This window comes from Luteibacter sp. HA06, from assembly GCF_054061215.1.
In genome coordinates, this window is the sequence record NZ_JBSSDZ010000001.1 from 3,990,342 (window position 1) to 4,008,913 (window position 18,572).

29 protein-coding genes and 1 pseudogene are annotated in these 18,572 nt (G+C 61.9%); 1 reads left to right on the plus strand and 29 read right to left on the minus strand.

Annotation, left to right across the window (positions count from 1 at the left end; genetic code table 11):
* Positions 1 to 22 precede the first annotated feature (22 nt).
* Positions 23 to 1,093: a tRNA epoxyqueuosine(34) reductase QueG gene (gene queG, locus ACVWWJ_RS18380; protein WP_456969016.1), complete on the plus strand. Its 1,071-nt coding sequence runs from the start codon at positions 23 to 25 to the stop codon at positions 1,091 to 1,093.
* Positions 1,094 to 1,905: 812 nt separating this feature from the next.
* Here queG and ACVWWJ_RS18385 read toward each other — a convergent pair.
* From ACVWWJ_RS18385 to rpsJ, 29 genes and pseudogenes are all read right to left on the minus strand, one after another.
* Complete coding sequence (locus tag ACVWWJ_RS18385; protein ID WP_159894006.1) at positions 1,906 to 3,279, minus strand: class II 3-deoxy-7-phosphoheptulonate synthase; 1,374 nt, start codon at positions 3,277 to 3,279, stop codon at positions 1,906 to 1,908.
* 43 nt (positions 3,280 to 3,322) lie between these two features.
* Positions 3,323 to 3,814 carry a disulfide bond formation protein B gene (locus ACVWWJ_RS18390; protein ID WP_159894004.1) on the minus strand — a complete coding sequence of 164 codons (492 nt, stop codon included), beginning with the start codon at positions 3,812 to 3,814 and terminating at the stop codon, positions 3,323 to 3,325.
* A 197-nt stretch (positions 3,815 to 4,011) separates the two neighbouring features.
* Positions 4,012 to 4,398 (minus strand): 50S ribosomal protein L17, encoded by a 387-nt coding sequence (gene rplQ / locus ACVWWJ_RS18395; RefSeq protein WP_159894002.1) that lies wholly within the window; start codon positions 4,396 to 4,398, stop codon positions 4,012 to 4,014.
* A gap of 211 nt (positions 4,399 to 4,609) precedes the next feature.
* On the minus strand, positions 4,610 to 5,608 hold the full coding sequence (locus tag ACVWWJ_RS18400; RefSeq protein WP_036115434.1) for a DNA-directed RNA polymerase subunit alpha: 999 nt from the start codon (positions 5,606 to 5,608) through the stop codon (positions 4,610 to 4,612).
* Positions 5,609 to 5,624: 16 nt separating this feature from the next.
* The gene (gene rpsD / locus ACVWWJ_RS18405; RefSeq protein WP_159894000.1) at positions 5,625 to 6,251 is read right to left on the minus strand and encodes a 30S ribosomal protein S4; all 627 of its coding nucleotides are present in this window, start codon (positions 6,249 to 6,251) and stop codon (positions 5,625 to 5,627) included.
* An 11-nt stretch (positions 6,252 to 6,262) separates the two neighbouring features.
* Entirely contained in the window at positions 6,263 to 6,649 is a 387-nt protein-coding gene (gene rpsK, locus ACVWWJ_RS18410) for a 30S ribosomal protein S11 (protein WP_007513384.1), read from the minus strand.
* 12 nt (positions 6,650 to 6,661) lie between these two features.
* Entirely contained in the window at positions 6,662 to 7,018 is a 357-nt protein-coding gene (gene rpsM / locus ACVWWJ_RS18415) for a 30S ribosomal protein S13 (RefSeq protein ID WP_046967236.1), read from the minus strand.
* A gap of 125 nt (positions 7,019 to 7,143) precedes the next feature.
* Complete coding sequence (gene secY, locus ACVWWJ_RS18420) at positions 7,144 to 8,463, minus strand: preprotein translocase subunit SecY (protein ID WP_046967237.1); 1,320 nt, start codon at positions 8,461 to 8,463, stop codon at positions 7,144 to 7,146.
* A 4-nt stretch (positions 8,464 to 8,467) separates the two neighbouring features.
* Entirely contained in the window at positions 8,468 to 8,899 is a 432-nt protein-coding gene (gene rplO / locus ACVWWJ_RS18425; RefSeq protein WP_159893998.1) for a 50S ribosomal protein L15, read from the minus strand.
* 5 nt (positions 8,900 to 8,904) lie between these two features.
* Positions 8,905 to 9,108 (minus strand): 50S ribosomal protein L30, encoded by a 204-nt coding sequence (gene rpmD / locus ACVWWJ_RS18430; protein ID WP_063570890.1) that lies wholly within the window; start codon positions 9,106 to 9,108, stop codon positions 8,905 to 8,907.
* Complete coding sequence (gene rpsE / locus ACVWWJ_RS18435) at positions 9,101 to 9,610, minus strand: 30S ribosomal protein S5 (RefSeq protein ID WP_046967240.1); 510 nt, start codon at positions 9,608 to 9,610, stop codon at positions 9,101 to 9,103. The genes rpmD and rpsE overlap by 8 nt, the downstream gene beginning before the upstream one ends.
* Before the next feature lie 130 nt (positions 9,611 to 9,740).
* Positions 9,741 to 10,091 carry a 50S ribosomal protein L18 gene (rplR, locus tag ACVWWJ_RS18440; RefSeq protein WP_159893996.1) on the minus strand — a complete coding sequence of 117 codons (351 nt, stop codon included), beginning with the start codon at positions 10,089 to 10,091 and terminating at the stop codon, positions 9,741 to 9,743.
* A gap of 30 nt (positions 10,092 to 10,121) precedes the next feature.
* Positions 10,122 to 10,649 (minus strand): 50S ribosomal protein L6, encoded by a 528-nt coding sequence (gene rplF, locus ACVWWJ_RS18445; RefSeq protein WP_159893994.1) that lies wholly within the window; start codon positions 10,647 to 10,649, stop codon positions 10,122 to 10,124.
* Between the two features lie 10 nt (positions 10,650 to 10,659).
* Positions 10,660 to 11,055: a 30S ribosomal protein S8 gene (gene rpsH / locus ACVWWJ_RS18450; RefSeq protein ID WP_063570887.1), complete on the minus strand. Its 396-nt coding sequence runs from the start codon at positions 11,053 to 11,055 to the stop codon at positions 10,660 to 10,662.
* Positions 11,056 to 11,183: 128 nt separating this feature from the next.
* Entirely contained in the window at positions 11,184 to 11,489 is a 306-nt protein-coding gene (rpsN, locus tag ACVWWJ_RS18455; RefSeq protein WP_159893992.1) for a 30S ribosomal protein S14, read from the minus strand.
* 13 nt (positions 11,490 to 11,502) lie between these two features.
* The gene (gene rplE / locus ACVWWJ_RS18460; protein ID WP_159893990.1) at positions 11,503 to 12,042 is read right to left on the minus strand and encodes a 50S ribosomal protein L5; all 540 of its coding nucleotides are present in this window, start codon (positions 12,040 to 12,042) and stop codon (positions 11,503 to 11,505) included.
* Positions 12,043 to 12,054: 12 nt separating this feature from the next.
* Positions 12,055 to 12,366, minus strand: a complete 312-nt coding sequence (gene rplX / locus ACVWWJ_RS18465) for a 50S ribosomal protein L24 (RefSeq protein ID WP_159893988.1) — start codon at positions 12,364 to 12,366, stop codon at positions 12,055 to 12,057.
* A gap of 13 nt (positions 12,367 to 12,379) precedes the next feature.
* Positions 12,380 to 12,748, minus strand: coding sequence for a 50S ribosomal protein L14 (gene rplN, locus ACVWWJ_RS18470; protein WP_046967247.1), 369 nt, complete (start codon positions 12,746 to 12,748; stop codon positions 12,380 to 12,382).
* Between the two features lie 11 nt (positions 12,749 to 12,759).
* On the minus strand, positions 12,760 to 13,020 hold the full coding sequence (rpsQ, locus tag ACVWWJ_RS18475) for a 30S ribosomal protein S17 (protein ID WP_159893986.1): 261 nt from the start codon (positions 13,018 to 13,020) through the stop codon (positions 12,760 to 12,762).
* Between the two features lie 11 nt (positions 13,021 to 13,031).
* Entirely contained in the window at positions 13,032 to 13,217 is a 186-nt protein-coding gene (gene rpmC, locus ACVWWJ_RS18480) for a 50S ribosomal protein L29 (RefSeq protein ID WP_046967249.1), read from the minus strand.
* A complete protein-coding gene (gene rplP, locus ACVWWJ_RS18485) occupies positions 13,217 to 13,630 on the minus strand; it encodes a 50S ribosomal protein L16 (protein ID WP_159893984.1) in 414 nt (137 codons plus the stop codon). Before rplP ends, rpmC begins: the two co-directional genes overlap by 1 nt.
* Before the next feature lie 11 nt (positions 13,631 to 13,641).
* The gene (rpsC, locus tag ACVWWJ_RS18490) at positions 13,642 to 14,364 is read right to left on the minus strand and encodes a 30S ribosomal protein S3 (RefSeq protein WP_046967251.1); all 723 of its coding nucleotides are present in this window, start codon (positions 14,362 to 14,364) and stop codon (positions 13,642 to 13,644) included.
* 15 nt (positions 14,365 to 14,379) lie between these two features.
* Complete coding sequence (gene rplV / locus ACVWWJ_RS18495) at positions 14,380 to 14,715, minus strand: 50S ribosomal protein L22 (protein WP_046967252.1); 336 nt, start codon at positions 14,713 to 14,715, stop codon at positions 14,380 to 14,382.
* On the minus strand, positions 14,715 to 14,987 hold the full coding sequence (gene rpsS, locus ACVWWJ_RS18500; protein WP_029213892.1) for a 30S ribosomal protein S19: 273 nt from the start codon (positions 14,985 to 14,987) through the stop codon (positions 14,715 to 14,717). Before rpsS ends, rplV begins: the two co-directional genes overlap by 1 nt.
* A 13-nt stretch (positions 14,988 to 15,000) precedes the next feature.
* A pseudogene (gene rplB / locus ACVWWJ_RS18505) lies at positions 15,001 to 15,823 on the minus strand (50S ribosomal protein L2).
* 18 nt (positions 15,824 to 15,841) lie between these two features.
* The gene (gene rplW, locus ACVWWJ_RS18510; protein ID WP_046967254.1) at positions 15,842 to 16,135 is read right to left on the minus strand and encodes a 50S ribosomal protein L23; all 294 of its coding nucleotides are present in this window, start codon (positions 16,133 to 16,135) and stop codon (positions 15,842 to 15,844) included.
* Positions 16,132 to 16,734 carry a 50S ribosomal protein L4 gene (rplD, locus tag ACVWWJ_RS18515; RefSeq protein ID WP_159893982.1) on the minus strand — a complete coding sequence of 201 codons (603 nt, stop codon included), beginning with the start codon at positions 16,732 to 16,734 and terminating at the stop codon, positions 16,132 to 16,134. Before rplD ends, rplW begins: the two co-directional genes overlap by 4 nt.
* Before the next feature lie 11 nt (positions 16,735 to 16,745).
* Positions 16,746 to 17,387 (minus strand): 50S ribosomal protein L3, encoded by a 642-nt coding sequence (gene rplC / locus ACVWWJ_RS18520; RefSeq protein WP_063570880.1) that lies wholly within the window; start codon positions 17,385 to 17,387, stop codon positions 16,746 to 16,748.
* Between the two features lie 20 nt (positions 17,388 to 17,407).
* Positions 17,408 to 17,719 (minus strand): 30S ribosomal protein S10, encoded by a 312-nt coding sequence (gene rpsJ, locus ACVWWJ_RS18525; RefSeq protein ID WP_036140140.1) that lies wholly within the window; start codon positions 17,717 to 17,719, stop codon positions 17,408 to 17,410.
* Positions 17,720 to 18,572: the final 853 nt, after the last annotated feature.

Genomic DNA, 18,572 nt, shown 5'->3' on the forward strand with positions numbered 1-18,572 from the left:
AAGGGGCAAGTAGAATGCACGTATGTCCACCCCGCCTTCCATCGATTACGCCGCTCTCGCCACCGACATCAAGGCGTGGGCGCGCGAGCTCGGCTTTGCGGATGTCGGCATATCCGGCACCGACCTCGGCAACGACGAGGCCTATCTGGAGCGCTGGCTCGCGGACGGCCATCACGGCGAGATGGAATACATGTCGCGCCATGGCACCCGTCGGAGCCGGCCGGCCGAACTCGAGCCGGGCACGCTCCGCGTGATCTCCGTCCGGATGGACTACATTCCACCCGGCACCGCGAATGCCTGGGACGTGATCAACGACGGCGACAAGGCCTATGTCGCGCGCTATGCCCTCGGCCGCGACTATCACAAGGTCATGCGTAACCGACTGCAGAAGCTGGCGGAACGCATCGGCGAGCGGATCGGCGACTTCGGCTACCGCGCCTACGTCGATTCAGCGCCCGTGCTGGAAAAAGCCCTCGCCCGCAACGCCGGCCTGGGCTGGATCGGCAAGCACACCGTCGTGATCAACAAGCGTGCCGGCTCATACTTCTTTCTCGGCGAGCTGTACACCGATCTCCCCTTGCCCGTGGACCAGCCGGCCACGGCGCACTGCGGCAGCTGCCGTCGCTGCATCGATATCTGCCCCACGCAGGCCATCGTCGCGCCGTACCGCCTCGACGCGCGCAAATGCATTTCCTATCTCACCATCGAGCTCAAGGGCAGCATTCCGGAAGAACTCCGCGCACCCATTGGCAATCGCATCTTCGGTTGCGACGACTGCCAGCTGATCTGCCCATGGAACAAGTTCGCCCAGGAAGCCACCGAGCCCGACTTCGCGCCGCGGCATAGTCTCGATGGCCCCAGGCTCGTCGATCTCTTCGCGTGGAGCGAAGCGGAGTTTCTCTCGCGCACCGAAGGCATGGCGATCCGCCGCACGGGCTACGAAGGCTGGCTGCGCAATCTCGCCGTCGGTCTTGGTAATGCGCCGACGAGCGCCGATATCCTGGCCGCGCTGGACGCCCGGGCGGACGATCCGTCTGAGGTTGTGCGCGAGCATGTGGCGTGGGCGCGCGCGCAACATGCGTTGCGGGCGTAGGAAGCCGCGAGGGGGAAGGTCCTTGGGGCCGCGGCGCGGCACCTCGCACCTCGCACCTCGCACGTGGCTCGGCTTTTGCCATCGCCTCCTACACTTGGGCGCATCGCGGGGGAGACCTTGGTGCCCACCCTCGCTGCTCAGACAGTCCTCCGCGTTCGAGAAGGAAGGCCGCTCCGCGGCTCATGTTCTTATTGGCCTACGGCCGCTCCACTTGTCCGGAACTCGCCTCGAGGGTGGACACCAAGGTCTCTCACGACGATACGGTCAGCTGGGAGGAGGGCCGCTGGGCGGTGTGGCCGGAGCCGGCCGTCACGGCCGTCGTGCTGTTCGTGCATTCCGGCTCGTTGAGCGTCTTCTTCGCCGCTGCGCTGACTCACACGGACGATCGCGACTGGCGAGACGGTCGAGCGCTTGACGATGGCGATGACCCGACAGCCGGAGCGGCGTTGCTTCGTCGGCTCGACCCCACGAACCTCAGGAATGGGAAGAGGCTTCGGTGCCCACCCTCGAGGCGAGTTCCCGACAAGTGGAGCGGCCGTAGGCCAAATAAGAACATGGGCCGCGGTAGCGGCCTTTCCGGTACGAAACGCGAAGGGGTGTCTGAGCAGCGAGGGTGGGCACCGAAGGCTCTGCGCCGCTACGTCCAGGCACCGAAGGCTCTGCGCCGTGACGTCTGGCCCCGACGCGGCGTGAGCTGGTAGCAGGCAATCGCAGAACGACTGAGGAGACGTCTTCAGGGTCCCCGTCATGCCGCGAAGAACCGAAAAAAAGCCCGGCATGAAGCCGGGCTCGATACGACATGTAGGCGATGCTTAAATCATGCCGCCGGACTTCCGGACGATGAGCATGGCCATTTCCAGCGACTGTTCGTAGTTCAGGCGGGGATCGACCATGGAGCGGTAGGCACGATCGAGATCGCCTTCGACGAGGTCGCGGGCGCCACCAAGGCACTCGGTCACGTCTTCACCGGTCAGCTCGAGATGCACGCCACCCAGACGCGTACCCGCCGCCGCATGGATATCGAAAGCCTGGTCGAGCTCGCCGGCGATGTTCGCAAAGCGGCGGGTCTTGTAGCCGTTCGTCGTGCTCTCGGTGTTGCCATGCATCGGATCGGCCACCCAGAGGACGCGACGCCCTTCCCGCTTCACGGCTTCGAGCAGCGGCTGCAGGTGCGTGCCAATCTTGTCGTTGCCCATGCGATGAATCAGGGTCAGCCGGCCAGGCTCCTCGTTCGGATTGAGTACGTCGATCAGGCGCAGCAGATCGTCCGCCTGCACCGTCGGGCCCACCTTCACCGCGATCGGATTGCGGATGCCACGGAAGTACTCCGTGTGCGCGCCATCCAGCGCCGCTGTGCGCATGCCGATCCACGGGAAGTGCGTCGACAGGTTGAACCAGCCGTCCTGACGTGGCACCTGGCGCGTGAGCGCTTCCTCGTAGTGCAGCAGCAGGGCTTCGTGCGAGGTGTAGAAATCGACGCGCGAGTAGCTCGAGATCGACTGCCCCGCAAGCGTTTCCATGAAGCGCAACGAGTCGCCGATGCTGGCCACCATGCGGCGGTACTCTGCGGCGAGCGGCGAGTGCTCGACCCATGCGAGGTCCCAGTACTCGGGATGATGCAGATCCGCGAAACCGCCATCGATCAACGCACGGACGAAGTTCATCGTCATCGCGGAACGTGCGTGCGCCTTGATCAGCCGATTCGGATCCGCGCGACGGGCTTCCGGGGTGAACTCAGGGCTGTTGACCAGATCGCCGCGGAATGCCGGCAAGGTCACGCCGTCGCGCGTTTCACTGTCGGCCGAACGCGGCTTCGCATACTGGCCGGCGAAACGGCCAACGCGCAGGACAGGCTTCTTCAGGCCGTGGACAAGCACAAGGCTCATCTGCAGCAGCACCTTCAGGCGGTTGGAAATGATCGGGCTGTTGCAGTCCGCGAAACTTTCCGCGCAGTCGCCACCCTGAAGCAGGAAACGCTCGCCATCCTGCGCCTCGGCGATGCGCTGCTTGAGGGCGAGGATTTCCCACGAGGTAACCAGCGGCGGCAGCTGACCGAGCTGCTCGAGTGCGCGGTTGAGTTCGTCGGCGTCGTTATACGTCGGCTGCTGGAGGGCGGTCCTCGACCGCCACGAACCCGGCGCCCAGTCGAGGGACGAGGGTGCTACGGCTTTGAGGGAGTGCTGCATGACGGTGGTGCCTTCGTATGTGCGCCGTGTGTGGCGCGGGAAATCAACGGACGGTGCGGCGAATGGCGACGAGCGCCCAGACGGTCAGCACGATGAACCAGAACAGCGTCCAGCCGGGCATGGGGATGCCGAGGATCGGTTCGATCTTTGCGCACTCGCCGGACCCGGTGAATGCCAGCTTGAGCATCTTCGTGAAAGGAAACGCGTCGAACAGGTAACCGAGCCCAGGACCACATGCAGGCACGTCCGCCGCCGGAAGCGACTGCAGCCACAGATGGCGACCGGCCGTGGCGATACCCCAGAGTCCGCCGAGCGTGATCAGGAGGGCGTAAACGCTGCGGGTACCCGTTTTGCGGGGCGCGTGCAGGCCGCCGATCAGGAAGAACAGCCCCATGGTGCAGACAGCAATGCGCTGGAAAATGCATAGCGGGCATGGATCCAGTTGCATGACGTACTGCGCATACAGCGCAAACGCCATGAGGGCCACACAGACTGCGAAACCGGCAAGGTAGCGACCGCGGAACGAGAGGTTCATAGAAGCAATATGGGGTGGGGAACGCCCACGTTAACCCTTTGTGCACGTGCTTGTCAGCAACTGCGTAAAGTTTCTTTTGTAACCAAGGATCAACAGCTTGCGTAAGGAATACCGCAAAAAGCCGGTCGCAATGCAAAAACGAAAAAACCCCGGCAGGTTGCCCTGCCGGGGTTCGTTCGAATCAGCTTTGTCGACGCTTACTCGGCGTCGACCGCTTCGGTCTTGGCCGGGCGATCCACCAGTTCGACATACGCCATCGGAGCGTGGTCGCCCGGACGGAAGCCGCACTTGAGGATGCGCAGGTAGCCACCGGGACGCGACTGGTAGCGGGGACCGAGCTCGACGAAGAGCTTGCCGACGGCCTGCTTGTCGCGCAGACGCGCGAAAGCGAGGCGGCGGTTGGCAACGCCGTCGGTCTTGGCGAGCGTGATGAGCGGCTCGGCGACGCGACGGAGTTCCTTCGCCTTGGGAAGGGTGGTACGGATAAGCTCGTGCTTGATCAGCGACGCGGCCATGTTCTTGAACATGGCTTCGCGGTGGCTGCTCGTGCGGTTGAGCTTGCGACCGGATTTCTGGTGGCGCATGGCGTTTACTCTCTAAGGTCTGTTGTTATGAAAAGCCGCTCGGAATGAGTTGGCTTCCCGCGGGTTACCCGCTGATGCAAGGCTGTAAGAACGCCTCGCTATAAGAGCACGGCCTCTTTGGACCGCTTTGGAATTCCGGTGGAAATGCGCGCAGCATCCGCCGGATGGAACAAAGAATCGGGGCGACCGAAGTGCGGTCGCCCCGTTTGAATCAGCCCAGCTGCATACCGTGGGAAAGACCCGGCGGCGGCCAGTTTTCGAGCTTCATGCCGAGGGCAAGACCACGCCCACCGAGCACATCCTTGATTTCCGTCAGCGACTTCTTGCCAAGGTTCGGCGTCTTCAACAACTCGACCTCGGTCTTCTGGACCAGGTCGCCGATGTAGTAGATGCTTTCGGCCTTGAGGCAGTTGGCGGAACGGACCGTCAGTTCGAGATCGTCGATCGGACGCAGCAGGAGCGGATCGAACCCGCCCTTCTCCGCCTTGGTCGAATCGCTCTCGCGGCGCGAGAAATCGCCGAAAACCGACAGCTGGTCGTTGATGATTTCAGCCGCCTTGCGGACAGCGTCTTCAGCACCGATCGTGCCGTTCGTCTCGATATCCAGCACGAGCTTATCGAGGTTGGTGCGCTGCTCGACACGAGCGGCATCAACTTCATAAGCCACGCGCAGGACCGGCGCGAACGAGGCGTCGAGCTGCAGACGGCCGATCGGCCGCGTCTCGTCATCCGGATGCTGGCGCGCGCTGGCCGGCTGGTAGCCGACGCCGCGACGCACCTTCAGACGCATGTTCAGTGCCACATCCTTGGTGAGGTGGCAGATCACGTGGTCCGGGTTGACGATTTCTACGGAATGGTCGACCGCGATATCGCCTGCGGTGACCACGCCTTTGCCCTTCTTCGACAGCGTCAGGGTGACTTCATCACCGCTGTGCTGACGGATGGCGACATCCTTGAGGTTGAGCAGGACTTCGATCACGTCCTCCTGCAGACCCTCAAGGGTGGTGTACTCGTGCAGAACGCCGTCGATTTCGACCTCGACGATGGCGCTGCCCGGGATCGAAGAGAGCAGCACGCGACGCAGCGCGTTGCCCAGGGTGTGACCAAAGCCACGCTCGAGCGGCTCGACCACCACCTTAGCGCGGTTCGCGCCGAGCTGCTCGACGCTGAGGCCACGAGGCCGCAGCACACTAGTTGACGAAACTGCCATGCAAGGCTCCGGTGAATTACTTCGAGTAAAGCTCGACGATCAGGGCTTCGTTGATGTCGGCCGGCAGATCACCGCGATCCGGCACAGCCTTGAACGTGCCTGCGAACTTCTTGCTGTCGACCTCGACCCACGACGGACGAAGGTCCATCGTGTCAAAGACCGTCGCTGCTTCCTGGACGCGCAGCTGGCTGCGAGCCTTTTCGGTCAGCGAGACTTCGTCGCCCGGACGGACGTGGTAGGAAGGCACGTTGACCTTCTTGCCATTGACCGTCACGGCCTTGTGGGCCACGAGCTGACGAGCCTGGGCGCGGGTAACCGCGAAACCCATGCGGAAAACGACGTTGTCGAGACGGCTTTCCAGGAGACGCAGCAGGTTTTCACCCGTGTTGCCCTTCTGGGTCGAAGCCTTGGTGTAGTAGTTGCTGAACTGACGCTCGAGCACACCATAGATGCGCTTTACCTTCTGCTTTTCACGCAGCTGGACGGCGTAGTCGGACAGGCGGGCGCGCTTGTTTGCGCCATGCTGACCGGGTTTGTTCTCGAGCTTGCACTTGGAATCAAGCGCGCGGGCCGGGCTCTTAAGACCGAGGTCGGCACCTTCACGACGCGCAAGTTTGCAGGTAGCTCCACGATAACGGGCCATGGGTATGCTCCTTAGACGCGACGCTTCTTGGGGGGACGGCAGCCGTTATGCGGAATCGGCGTGACGTCAATAATGTTGAGCACTTTGTAGCCCAACGCATTCAGCGAACGCACGGCCGACTCACGGCCCGGGCCGGGGCCCTTGATGCGAACTTCCACGGTCTTCACACCGTAGTCGCCAGCAGCGCGGCCAGCCTTTTCGGCTGCCACCTGCGCGGCGAACGGGGTCGACTTACGGGAGCCGCGGAAACCCGCGCCGCCTGCAGTCGCCCACGACAGGGCATTGCCCTGGCGATCGGTGATGGTGACGATGGTGTTGTTGAAAGAAGCCTGCACGTGGGCCACGGCATCCGTGACAACGCGCTTGATCTTCTTCTTGGTTTTAACCGGCTTAGCCATAATCGGTATCCGTTACTTCTTGATCGGACGACGCGGACCCTTGCGGGTACGGGCGTTGGTACGCGTGCGCTGGCCGCGCACCGGCAGGCCGCGACGGTGGCGCAGGCCACGATAGCAACCGAGGTCCATCAGACGCTTGACCGCCATACCGATCTCGCGGCGAAGATCGCCCTCGACCGTGTACTTGGCGATTTCGGCGCGGATCTTCTCGACCTCACCTTCGCTAAGCGACTTGATGGGAGTGGTCGGAACCACGCCCGAGTCGACGCAAACCTTCTTCGCCCGCGAACGGCCGATTCCATAAATGCTCTGCAGGCCGACCCAGACATGCTTCTGGACTGGCAAATTGACACCCGCGATGCGCGCCATGATGTACTGTCTCCGATGCGTTTCGTGCGCGGTAAACGCGCAATTCTAACCTGAATTAACCTAAACGGGAAGTCCTGCGGCGCTGGGCGCCAAGGCCTCCCCTACTTGGGGGTCTCCGCTGCGTATCAGCTGCGACGGAGATTGGACTTCTTAAGCAGACTCTCGTACTGGTGGCTGACGAGATGGGCCTGGACCTGAGCCGTAAAGTCCATCACCACCACCACCACGATCAGCAGCGAAGTGCCGCCGAAATAGAACGGTACGTGCCAGGCGTTCTGCATGAACGTGGGCACCAGGCAGACCAGGACGATGTAAACCGCGCCAACACCGGTAAGCCGGGTCATGACGCCATCGATATAGTCTGCCGTGGCGCGACCCGGACGGATGCCCGGAATCAACGCGCCCGAACGCTTGAGGTTATCGGCCGTTTCCTGCGAGTTGAACACGATCGCCGTATAGAAGAAGGCGAACCCGATCACCAGCACCGCAAACACGATGTCGTGCACCGGTTCACCCGGGCTCAGCGCCGTGGTCAACCACTGCAACCAACGCGACTGGTGGGCGGTGCCGAACCAGGTCGCCGCGGTCGCGGGGAAGAGCAAGAGGCTGGTCGCGAAGATCGGCGGAATGACACCCGCCATGTTGATCTTCAGCGGCAGGTGCGAAGTCTGGCGCTGGAACTGGCGCTGGCTGCCCTGCTTCGCGTAGTTCACGGTGATACGCCGCTGGGCGCGCTCCATGAACACCACGAAAGCGGTTACCGCCAGGATCAGCGCGGTCACCATGAGCAACTTCAGAACCGACAGCTCTCCGTTGTTCGCCATGGTCAGCGTGTGCGCGATGGCACCCGGGAGACCGGCCACGATACCGGCGAAGATCAGCATCGAGATGCCGTTGCCGATACCGCGCTCCGTGATCTGCTCGCCGAGCCACATCAGGAACATCGTGCCGGCGGTGAGACCGACGACGGATGCCATGACGAAGCCCGCACCGGGCATATAGACCACCGGACCGCTCGCGCCGACCTGCTTCTGCAGGGCAACCGCGATGCCGAACGCCTGGAATGCCGCCAGGCCAACCGTGCCGAAGCGCGTGTACATGGTCATCTTGCGACGACCCGACTCGCCTTCCTTGCGCAGAGCCATGAGCGACGGAATGACCGAGCCCATCATCTGCACCACGATCGACGCCGAGATATACGGCACCACACCGAGAGCGAACACCGAGAAGCGGGAAAGCGAACCACCGGAGAACATGTTGACCATGTTCAACAGACCGCCGCCACCCTCAACCAGGCTGGTCATCGCCTCGGGATTCACGCCCGGAACGGGAATGAACGAACCGAGGCGGAAGACCACCAGCGCACCAATCAAGAAGAAGATGCGCTGACGAAGTTCCGTCAGTTTGCCCAGCGAGCCGAGCGTTGTGCCCTGCGCTGCTGCCACCTGATTACTCCACGCTGCCGCCGGCGGCTTCGATAGCCGCCTTGGCGCCGGCCGTCGCAAGCAGGCCCGTAAGCTTGACCGCGCGGGTGATTTCACCCTTGAGGACGATCTTGACCTTCTTCGCGCGGCTGGTCACGAGACCGGCAGCGTGAAGGGCGATCAGATCGATCGTGTCGGTCTTGATGGCGGCGAGCTGGTACAGACGCACTTCTTCGGTGTCGCGCTTCTTCAGCGAGCGGAAGCCAACCTTCGGGAGGCGACGCTGCAGCGGCATCTGGCCGCCTTCGAAACCGTAGCGATGCGTGCCACCGGCACGTGCATGCTGACCCTTATGGCCGCGGCCGGCAGTCTTGCCGAGGCCGGAACCAATACCGCGAGCAACGCGGGTGCGGGTTTTGCGAGCGCCCTTACCGGGACGTAGATCGTTAAGACGCATGATTCTTACTCCTCGACCCGAACCAGGTAGTAGACCTTATTGATAAGGCCACGGACCTGCGGGCTATCCTTCAGTTCGCGCACATCGTTGATGTGGCTCAGGCCAAGGGCCTTCACGCTCAGACGATGACGACCCTGCACACCGCGCAGGCCTTTGACCAGGCGGACGCGGACGGTACCGCCAGCGGCGGTTTCGGTGTTCTTAGCCATTGCCGAGGACCTCTTCGATCGTCTTGCCACGCTTGGCGGCGATGCGCTTCGGCGATGCGACGGCCTGCAGACCCTTGATCGTCGCGCGGACGAGGTTGATCGGGTTGCGCGAGCCGACGGCCTTGGCGAGCACGTCCTTCACACCGACCACTTCGAGGACAGCGCGCATGGCGCCGCCGGCGATGACGCCGGTACCCTGGGAAGCGGGCTGCATGTAGACGCGAGCCGCACCGTGGTTGGCCTTGATGGCGTACCACAGCGTGCCCTGGTTCAGTTCAATCGTGACCATGTTGCGACGGGCGCGTTCCATGGCCTTGGAAATGGCGACCGGCACTTCACGCGCCTTGCCATAACCAAAACCGACGCGGCCTTCGCCGTCGCCAACAACCGTCAGCGCGGTGAAGCTCATCTGGCGGCCACCCTTGACGGTCTTGGCCACGCGGTTGACGGCAATAAGCTTTTCAAGCATGCCATCTGAATTTTCGCGATCTGTCGAGGACATCTCTTTTCCTGATAGCCCGGAATGATAATTAGCCGGGACTTCTGTTTACGGCTCGGTCGCCGCTTGGAGTTGTAGTAACTAAATCGGGCAACACCGGCCCCGAAGAGCCGATGTTGTCGCCTGACGCCTCTTAGAACTTGAGGCCGGCTTCACGCGCTGCATCGGCGAGAGCCTTGATGCGACCGTGATAGCGGAAACCCGAGCGATCGAACGCGACAGACTCGATGCCAGCGGCCTTGGCGCGCTCAGCAACGACGCGGCCTACCGTGGTAGCGGCTTCCATGTTCTTCGTACCCTTGAGACCTTCAGCAACCGCGGACTGCACGGTCGAGGCGGCTGCCACGACGGTGCCGTTCGGTGCGAAGACCTGGGCGTAAATGTGTTGACCGGTGCGGTGCACGCTAAGGCGGTGAACCGCGAGCTCACGGATGTGAGAGCGGGTCGACTTGGCGCGGCGCAGGCGGGAATCGTTCTTGTTCATCGTTTTATCTCCAGGAAGCGGATAGACCGATTAGGCCTTCTTGGCTTCCTTCAGGATGATCTTCTCGCCCGCGTAACGGACGCCCTTGCCCTTGTAAGGCTCCGGCGAACGGAATGCACGGATCTTCGCCGCCGTCTGACCCACGAGCTGCTTGTCAGCGCCCTTGATCAGGATTTCGGTCTGCGTCGGGACTTCGATGGTGATGCCTTCCGGCGCCTCGAAGACCACCGGGTGCGAGAAACCGAGCGAAAGGTTGACGGACTTACCGGCAAGCTGTGCGCGATAACCCACGCCGACCAGCTCGAGCTTCTTCTCGAAGCCAGCGGTGACGCCCTGGACCATGTTGGCGACGACGGCGCGAGCCGTGCCACCGAACTTGTCGTCGGCGCCATCGGCGAGGACGACCGTGGCGACGCCATTTTCCTGCTGGAACGTAACGCCCGGCAGCTCATGGGTCGTCAGGGTGCCCTTCGGGCCCTTGACGGAGACAGTACCGTTGGCGATCGAGATTTCGACGCCCTTCGGGAGATTGATAGGCAACTTGGCTACACGTGACATACGGGACTCCTTACGCCACCTGGCCGATGACTTCGCCGCCAAGACCCTTAGCACGGGCCTGAGCGTCGGTCAGGAGACCGGCGGAAGTCGAGATGATGGAGATGCCCAGGCCGCCGAGGACCTTCGGCAGCTCGTCCTTGCCGCGGTAGACGCGGAGACCGGAACGGCTGACACGGGAGATGGTTTCGATAGCCGGAAGGCCTTCGAAGTACTTCAGCTTGATCTCGAGGACCGGCTTGCCCGCTTCATCAGCGGAACGGGCGTCGAGGATATAACCCTCTTTCTGCAGGAGCTGCGCGAGGGCCAGCTTCATTTTCGACGACGGCATACGAACAACCGCTTTGCCAGATGCCTGGCCATTACGGATGCGCGTAAACAGATCGGCGATGGGATCAGTCATGCTCATAAGAAAACCCTTGAGAGTGCACCGATATCCGAATTACCGGAAATCTTTAAATTGTAAAGCCGACAGAAGTCGGTCTGCGTTGCGCAGACCGACGACTATAACAGCTTGCCCCGCCGATGGCGAGTTTTTTACCAGCTAGCCTTACGCAGGCCCGGCACATCGCCGCGCATGGTGGCTTCGCGCAGCTTGTTGCGACCGAGGCCAAACTTGCTGTAGACGCCACGCGGACGACCGGTCAGTGCGCAGCGGTTACGCTGACGCGACGGGCTGGCATCACGCGGGAGCTTCTGCAGCTTCGTCTGAGCTTCCATCTTCTCTTCATAAGAGGCGGTGGAGTTCAGGACGATCGCCTTCAGTTCGGCACGCTTGGTAGCGAACTTCTTGACGAGCTTGGTGCGCTTAACATCGCGCTGGATCATCGAGGTCTTAGCCATGTTCTACCTGTAATCAGTTGCGGAACGGGAAGCTGAAAGCTTCCAGCAGCGCCTTGGCTTCTTCGTCGGTCTTGGCGGTGGTGGTGATGGAGATATCCATACCGCGCAGCGCATCAACCTGATCGAAGTCGATTTCCGGGAAAATGATCTGTTCCTTGATGCCGAAGTTGTAGTTACCACGGCCATCGAAAGCACGGCCCGAGACACCACGGAAGTCGCGCGTACGCGGCAGCGAGATGTTGATCAGGCGATCCAGGAATTCCCACATCTGGGCACGACGCAGCGTGACCTTGCAACCGATCGGCCAACCGTCGCGGATCTTGAACGAGGCGACCGACACGCGGGCCTTCGTCGTGATCGGCTTCTGGCCGGCGATCTTGGTCATGTCAGCGACCGCGTTCTCGAGGATCTTCTTGTTACCGGCTGCTTCGCCGACGCCCATGTTGAGCGTGATCTTCGAGATGCGCGGGACTTGCATGACGTTCTGGTAACCGAAGCGCTCAGTGAGCTTCGACATTACCGACTCTTTGTAAAACGTTTCAAGGCGGGTCATGACTTCGGTTCCTTACACGTCAACGACTTCGCCAGAACGGAACACGCGCACTTTGCGCCCGTCCTCGAGCGTCTTGGTGCCAGCGCGCTCGCCCTTGTTCGTGGCGGAGTTGAAGAGCTGTACGTTGGAGATATGGATCGAAGCTTCACGCTCGACGATACCGCCAGGCTGGTTGGCCTGGGGGTTCGGCTTGGTGTGACGCTTGACGAGGTTGACGTTCGAGACGACAACGCGCTCGCCGTCGACACGCAGCACGTCACCGCGCTGCCCCTTGTTCTTGCCGGTGGTGACTACGACGTTGTCACCCTTGCGGATACGGTTCATGTCTGGCCTCCGCTCAGAGCACTTCAGGCGCAAGCGAGACGATCTTCATGAACTTCTCGGTGCGCAGCTCGCGGGTGACCGGCCCGAAAATACGGGTACCGATCGGCTCGAGCTTATTGTTGAGGAGGACGGCAGCGTTACCGTCGAAACGGATAACGGAGCCATCGGCGCGACGCACACCCTTGGCGGTACGGACCACCACGGCGTTGTACACCTCGCCCTTCTTGACCTTACCGCGAGGAATGGCGTCCTTGATGGTCACCTTGATGACATCGCCAACGCTGGCATAACGGCGCTTGGAGCCACCGAGCACCTTGATGCACATCATTTCCTTCGCGCCGCTGTTATCTGCTGCAGCAAGCGAGCTCTGTACCTGAATCATGGCAGATCTCCTTAGACTTCAGCGCGCGTGATGATTTCGACCACGCGGTGATGCTTGGTCTTCGACAGCGGACGGCATTCCGCGATGCGCACCAGGTCACCTTCGTTCGCACCGGTCTCGTCATGTGCGTGAAGCTTCGTGGAGCGACGGATGATCTTGCCGAGCAGCCAATGCTGCACCTGGCGCTCGATCAGCACGGTCACGGTCTGGTTCATTTTGTTGCTGATGACGCGACCCGTAAGGGTGCGCGCGGTCTTCGTGGTTTCGCTCATGTCCGCCGTCCTTACTTCTTAGCGCCGAGCACGAACTTCGTGCGGGCGATGTCACGCCGAACGCGGCGCAGCTGGTGCGGCTGGGTGAGCTGACCGGAGCCTTTCTGCATGCGCAGATTGAACTGCTCCTTGCGAAGGTCCAGCAGATCCTGCTTGAGCTCGTCCGCCGACTTCTGGTTGATATCTTTGCTGGCCATTACATCACCGCCCTTGAGACGAACTGAGTCTGCACGGACAGCTTGGCTGCCGCCAGGCGGAACGCTTCGCGTGCCGTCGTCTCGTCGACACCTTCGATTTCATAAAGCATGCGGCCAGGCTGGATCGGGGCGACCCAGAACTCGACGCTACCCTTACCTGCACCCATTCGAACTTCGATGGGCTTACGGGTGATCGGCTTGTCCGGGAACACGCGGATCCAGAGCTTGCCGCCACGCTTGACGAAGCGCGTGATGCAACGACGGGCCGCTTCGATCTGACGCGCGGTCAACTGACCGTGCGTCGTCGCCTTGAGGCCGTACTCGCCGAAGCTCACGAGGTTGGAAGTGAATGCAAGGCCGTCATTACGACCCTTATGCATCTTGCGGTACTTGGTACGCTTAGGTTGCAACATGGCAACGCTCCTTACTTGGCCGTCCGCTCGCGGCGGTTTTCACCACCATCGCGGCGCGACTGCTGAGGCTGCTGTTCTTCCTTCGACTCGGCGGTAGCTGCTGCCAGATCGAAGATCTCGCCCTTATAGACCCATACCTTGACACCGATGATGCCGTACTGGGTCTTGGCTTCGGCGGTGCCGTAGTCGATATCCGCACGCAGGGTATGCAGCGGAACACGACCTTCACGGGCCCACTCGGAGCGAGCGATCTCGGCGCCATTCAGACGGCCGGAAACGTTGATCTTGATGCCCAGGGCACCGAGGCGCATCGCGTTGCCGACCGAGCGCTTCATGGCGCGGCGGAACATGATGCGACGCTCGAGCTGCTGAGCGATGGATTCTGCGACAAGCTGGGCATCGAGCTCCGGCTTCCGGACTTCACTGACGTTGATGTGCGTCGGAACGCCCATCATGTCGGTGACTTCCTTACGCAGCTTCTCGATGTCCTCGCCCTTCTTGCCGATCACCACGCCCGGACGGGCGGTGTGGATCGTCACGCGGGCAGTCTTGGCCGGGCGCTCGATCTGGATCTTCGAGATACCGGCGGCGGCGAGCTTCTTACGGAGCATCTCGCGGACCTTGAGGTCAGCCTGCAGATACACCGCGTATTCGCCCTTATTGGCGTACCACTTCGAGTTCCAGTCCTTGGCAATGCCGAGGCGGATACCGGTGGGATGTACTTTATGACCCATCGTGTCTTACCCCAGTCAGTTGCCAACAACCACAGTAACGTGGCTGGTGCGCTTCAGGATGCGCGAACCGCGGCCTTTGGCGCGGGCGTACATACGCTTCATCGCCGGACCTTCGTCCACGAAGATGCGAACGACCTTCAGCTCGTCAACGTCGGCGCCGAGATTGTTTTCGGCGTTGGCGACGGCGGAGAGCAGCACCTTGCGAACAAGGTGAGCGGCCTTCTTATTGGTAAAGGCGAGCACGTCGCTGGCTCGGCCTACGGGCATACCGCGGACCAGGTCAGCCACCAGGCGTGCCTTCTGCGCCGAGATGCGGGCGCTGCGCAGGATCGCTTTGGCTTCAGTGCTCATCACTTGCCCTTCTTGTCGCCGGCGTGACCCTTGTACGTGCGGGTCACCGCGAACTCGCCGAGCTTGTGCCCGACCATGTTCTCGTTGATCAACACAGGCACGTGCTGGCGGCCGTTGTGGATGGCGATGGTCAGACCGACCATCTCCGGCAGAATCATCGAACGACGCGACCAGGTCTTGATCGGACGCTTGTTATTGGCGGAAACGGCGGCTTCCACCTTTTTCACGAGGTGCAGGTCGACGAACGGACCTTTTTTTAGAGAGCGCGGCATGATCGTTTCCTAATTACTTGCGACGACGCACGATGAACTGCTGGGTGCGCTTGTTGTTACGCGTCTTGTAACCCTTGGTCGGGGTACCCCACGGGCTGACCGGGTGACGGCCGCCAGAGGTCTTACCTTCACCACCGCCATGCGGATGGTCGACCGGGTTCATCACCACGCCGCGAACCGTAGGGACGGATACCCGCCCAGCGCTTCTTACCGGCCTTGCCGAGCTTGCGCAGGCTGTGCTCGGAGTTGCCGACTTCACCAATGGTGGCGCGGCATTCAACCGGTACGCGACGCATTTCGCCGGAGCGAAGGCGCAGCGTTGCATAACCCTGCTCACGAGCGACCAGCTGGACCGATGCACCGGCGGAACGCGCGATCTGCGCACCCTTGCCCGGCTTCATCTCGATGCAGTGGATCGTCGAACCGACCGGGATCGAACGAAGCGGCAGGCAGTTGCCCGGCTTGATCGGGGAGTCGGAGCCCGACACGAGACGGTCACCCACCGCCACGCCCTTCGGCGCGATGATGTAGCGGCGCTCGCCGTCGGCGTAGCACAGCAGCGCAATGTGCGCGGTGCGGTTCGGGTCGTATTCAAGACGCTCGACAACGGCGGCAATGCCTTCCTTGTCGCGCTTGAAATCGATGATGCGGTATGCCTGCTTATGACCGCCGCCGCGATGACGCGTGGTGATGCGACCGTAGTGGTTGCGTCCACCCGTCTTCGACTGCGATTCGGTCAGGGGCGCGTAAGGTGCGCCCTTGTGCAGACCTTCGGTCCGCACGCTGACAGCGTCGCGGCGTCCCGGGGAGGTCGGCTTGTGAGTGATCAGTGCCATCTCAATTCAACTCCTGGCTCAGGCCTTGGCCGACACGTCGATCGTGTGACCGTCGGCGAGGCGCACGTAGGCCTTACGCTTGCCCTGGCGGTTGCCAGTGCGAAAGCGGAACGACTTGACCTTGCCCTTTGTGTTAACGAGGTTCACGTCCACGACTTTGACGTCGAAGAGGTGTTCCACCGCTGCACGGACATCGGCCTTGGTCGCCTCAGGCGCCACGACGAATACGTACTGGTTATTCTCAGCGAGGCGTGCCGACTTCTCAGAGATGTGCGGCGCGCGAAGCGTATTGAGCGTGCGTTCGGTGCTCATGCGAGCCACTCCTCGACCTTCTTGACCGCTTCCACCGTCATGATGACGAAGTCGCTACCAACGAGGCTGACCGGATTCAGGGCCAGAACGTCGACGACGTGGATGTACGGAATGTTGCGGGCGGACAGGTAGAGCGCTTCGGTGGCGTCTTCCGACACCAGCAGTACCCGACCCTTGACTTCGAGCTCGGCGAGCTTGGCGATCATGCCCTTGGTGCTCGGGGCTTCCATCGACAGCTCGGAGACGACCTTAAGGCGACCCTGACGGGTCAGCTCGGCAACGATCGAACGGATCGCGACACGATAAGCCTTGCGGTTGACCTTCTGCTCGAAGCTACGCGGCTTGGCCGCGAACGTCCTACCACCACCGACGAAGATCGGAGCGCGGTAATCGCCGTGACGAGCACCGCCGCCCTTCTGCTTCTTGAACTTCTTGGTCGTACCGGACATCTGACCGCGAGACAGCTGAGCCTTCGTACCGGCACGGCCAGCCGCCTGATAGGCGGTGACGACCTGGTGCACGAGGGCCTTCTTGTACTCGCCGTCGAACACGTCGTCCGACACGGTGAGCGCCTTGGCGCCAATAACGTTGAGTTCCATGGCGTCTCTCCTCAGCCCTTGGTCGTCGGACGAATCACGACGTCACCGCCCGGCGCGCCAGGGACTGCGCCCTTGACAGCGATCAGGTGGCGCTCGGCGTCGACCTTGACAACTTCGAGACCCTGCTGGGTGCGGTTGACCGCGCCCATGTGGCCCGACATCTTCTTACCAGGGAACACGCGGCCCGGCGTCTGGCGCTGACCGATCGAGCCAGGGGCGCGATGCGACAGCGAGTTACCGTGCGTGGCATCGCCCATCTTAAAATGGTGACGCTTGATGGTGCCCTGGAAACCCTTACCCTTCGACACGCCTGCGACGTCGACCGTCTGACCGACGGTGAACACGTCGTCAGCCTTGATCTCGGTGCCGATCGCGTACTTGCCTGCGTCTTCCGCGGACACGCGGAATTCCCACAGACCGCGACCCGGCTCGACCTTGGCCTTGGCGTAATGACCCTTTGCGGGGCCTGTCAACAGCGACGCGCGCTTGACGCCGGTCGTAACCTGCACCGCGCTGTAGCCGTCGTTTTCTTCGGTCTTCACCTGCGTCACACGATTCGGGGTCGCTTCAATCAGCGTCACCGGAATCGAGCGGCCGTCTTCGGTGAAGAGCCGGCTCATGCCGCATTTGCGGCCAACCAGTCCGATACTCATTTTCGTATCCTTTATTCCGCTCAGCCGAGCTTGATCTGCACGTCAACGCCAGCCGCAAGATCGAGCTTCATGAGCGCGTCCACGGTTTTGTCGTTGGGGTCGATGATGTCAAGAACGCGCTTGTGAGTACGGGTTTCGTACTGGTCGCGGGCATCTTTATCGACGTGCGGCGACACCAGAATGGTGTAGCGCTCAATCTTGGTCGGCAGGGGGATCGGGCCGAGGACCGTCGCGCCAGTGCGCTTAGCCGTCTCGACGATCTCGCTGGCCGAACGATCGATCAGACGATGATCGAACGCCTTGAGCCGAATGCGAATCTTTTGGTTCGCCATAAAAACCGTGTCCTGTTATCGAAAGAACGTTCTTGTGATTCGGAATGGCTTCTCGCCACCCCGCACAACCCAATTACCTAACTACGGGTGCCGCAACGGGCCACCCTGGAACGGTAAAACCGCCCGGAATGACCCGAAAAGTACAGGCAGACCGAGTCATCGGCCTGCCCAGACAGAAAAGTATAGAATACACAACGAATTGGGTCAACAGAGCTTCCGCCCCGTGGCCCGTTGGCACTCTACCCGGCATCCTTGCCTGCGAACTCGAAGCACATTCCGTGCACCTCATTTCGCTGTGTGTCGGCGCCCGTGAAGGGCACTCGACTGATATAACCCGACGAATATATCGGATTCCTTCCAGAAAGGGAACCCTTTTGGGCGAAAAAGTGTAGGAGCCGATTCATCGGCGAAAGCCCGGTTGCCGCCACCTCCGATCATCGTTCGCATACAGAGGCACCCCGGCCATGGCAGCGCAGAGCCTTCGGTGCCTGGACGGACGGCGCAGAGCCTTCGGTGCCCACCCTCGCTGCTCAGACACCCCTTCGCGTTTCGTACCGGAAGGCCGCTACCGCGGCCCGTGTTCTTATTTGGCCTACGGCCGCTCCACTTGGCGGGAACTCGCCTCGAGGGTGGGCACCGAAGACTCTTCCGAACCCTGAGGTTCTTGCGGGTCGAGCCGACGAAGCAACGCCGCTTTGGCTGTTGGCTCTCCGTCCAGCTAACCGTATCGTCGTGAGAGACCTTGGTGTCCACCCTCGATGCGAGTTCCGGACAAGTGGAGCGGCCGCAGGCCAAATAAGCACATGGGCCGCGTTAGCGGCCTTCCGGTACGAAACGCGGAGGACTGTCTGAG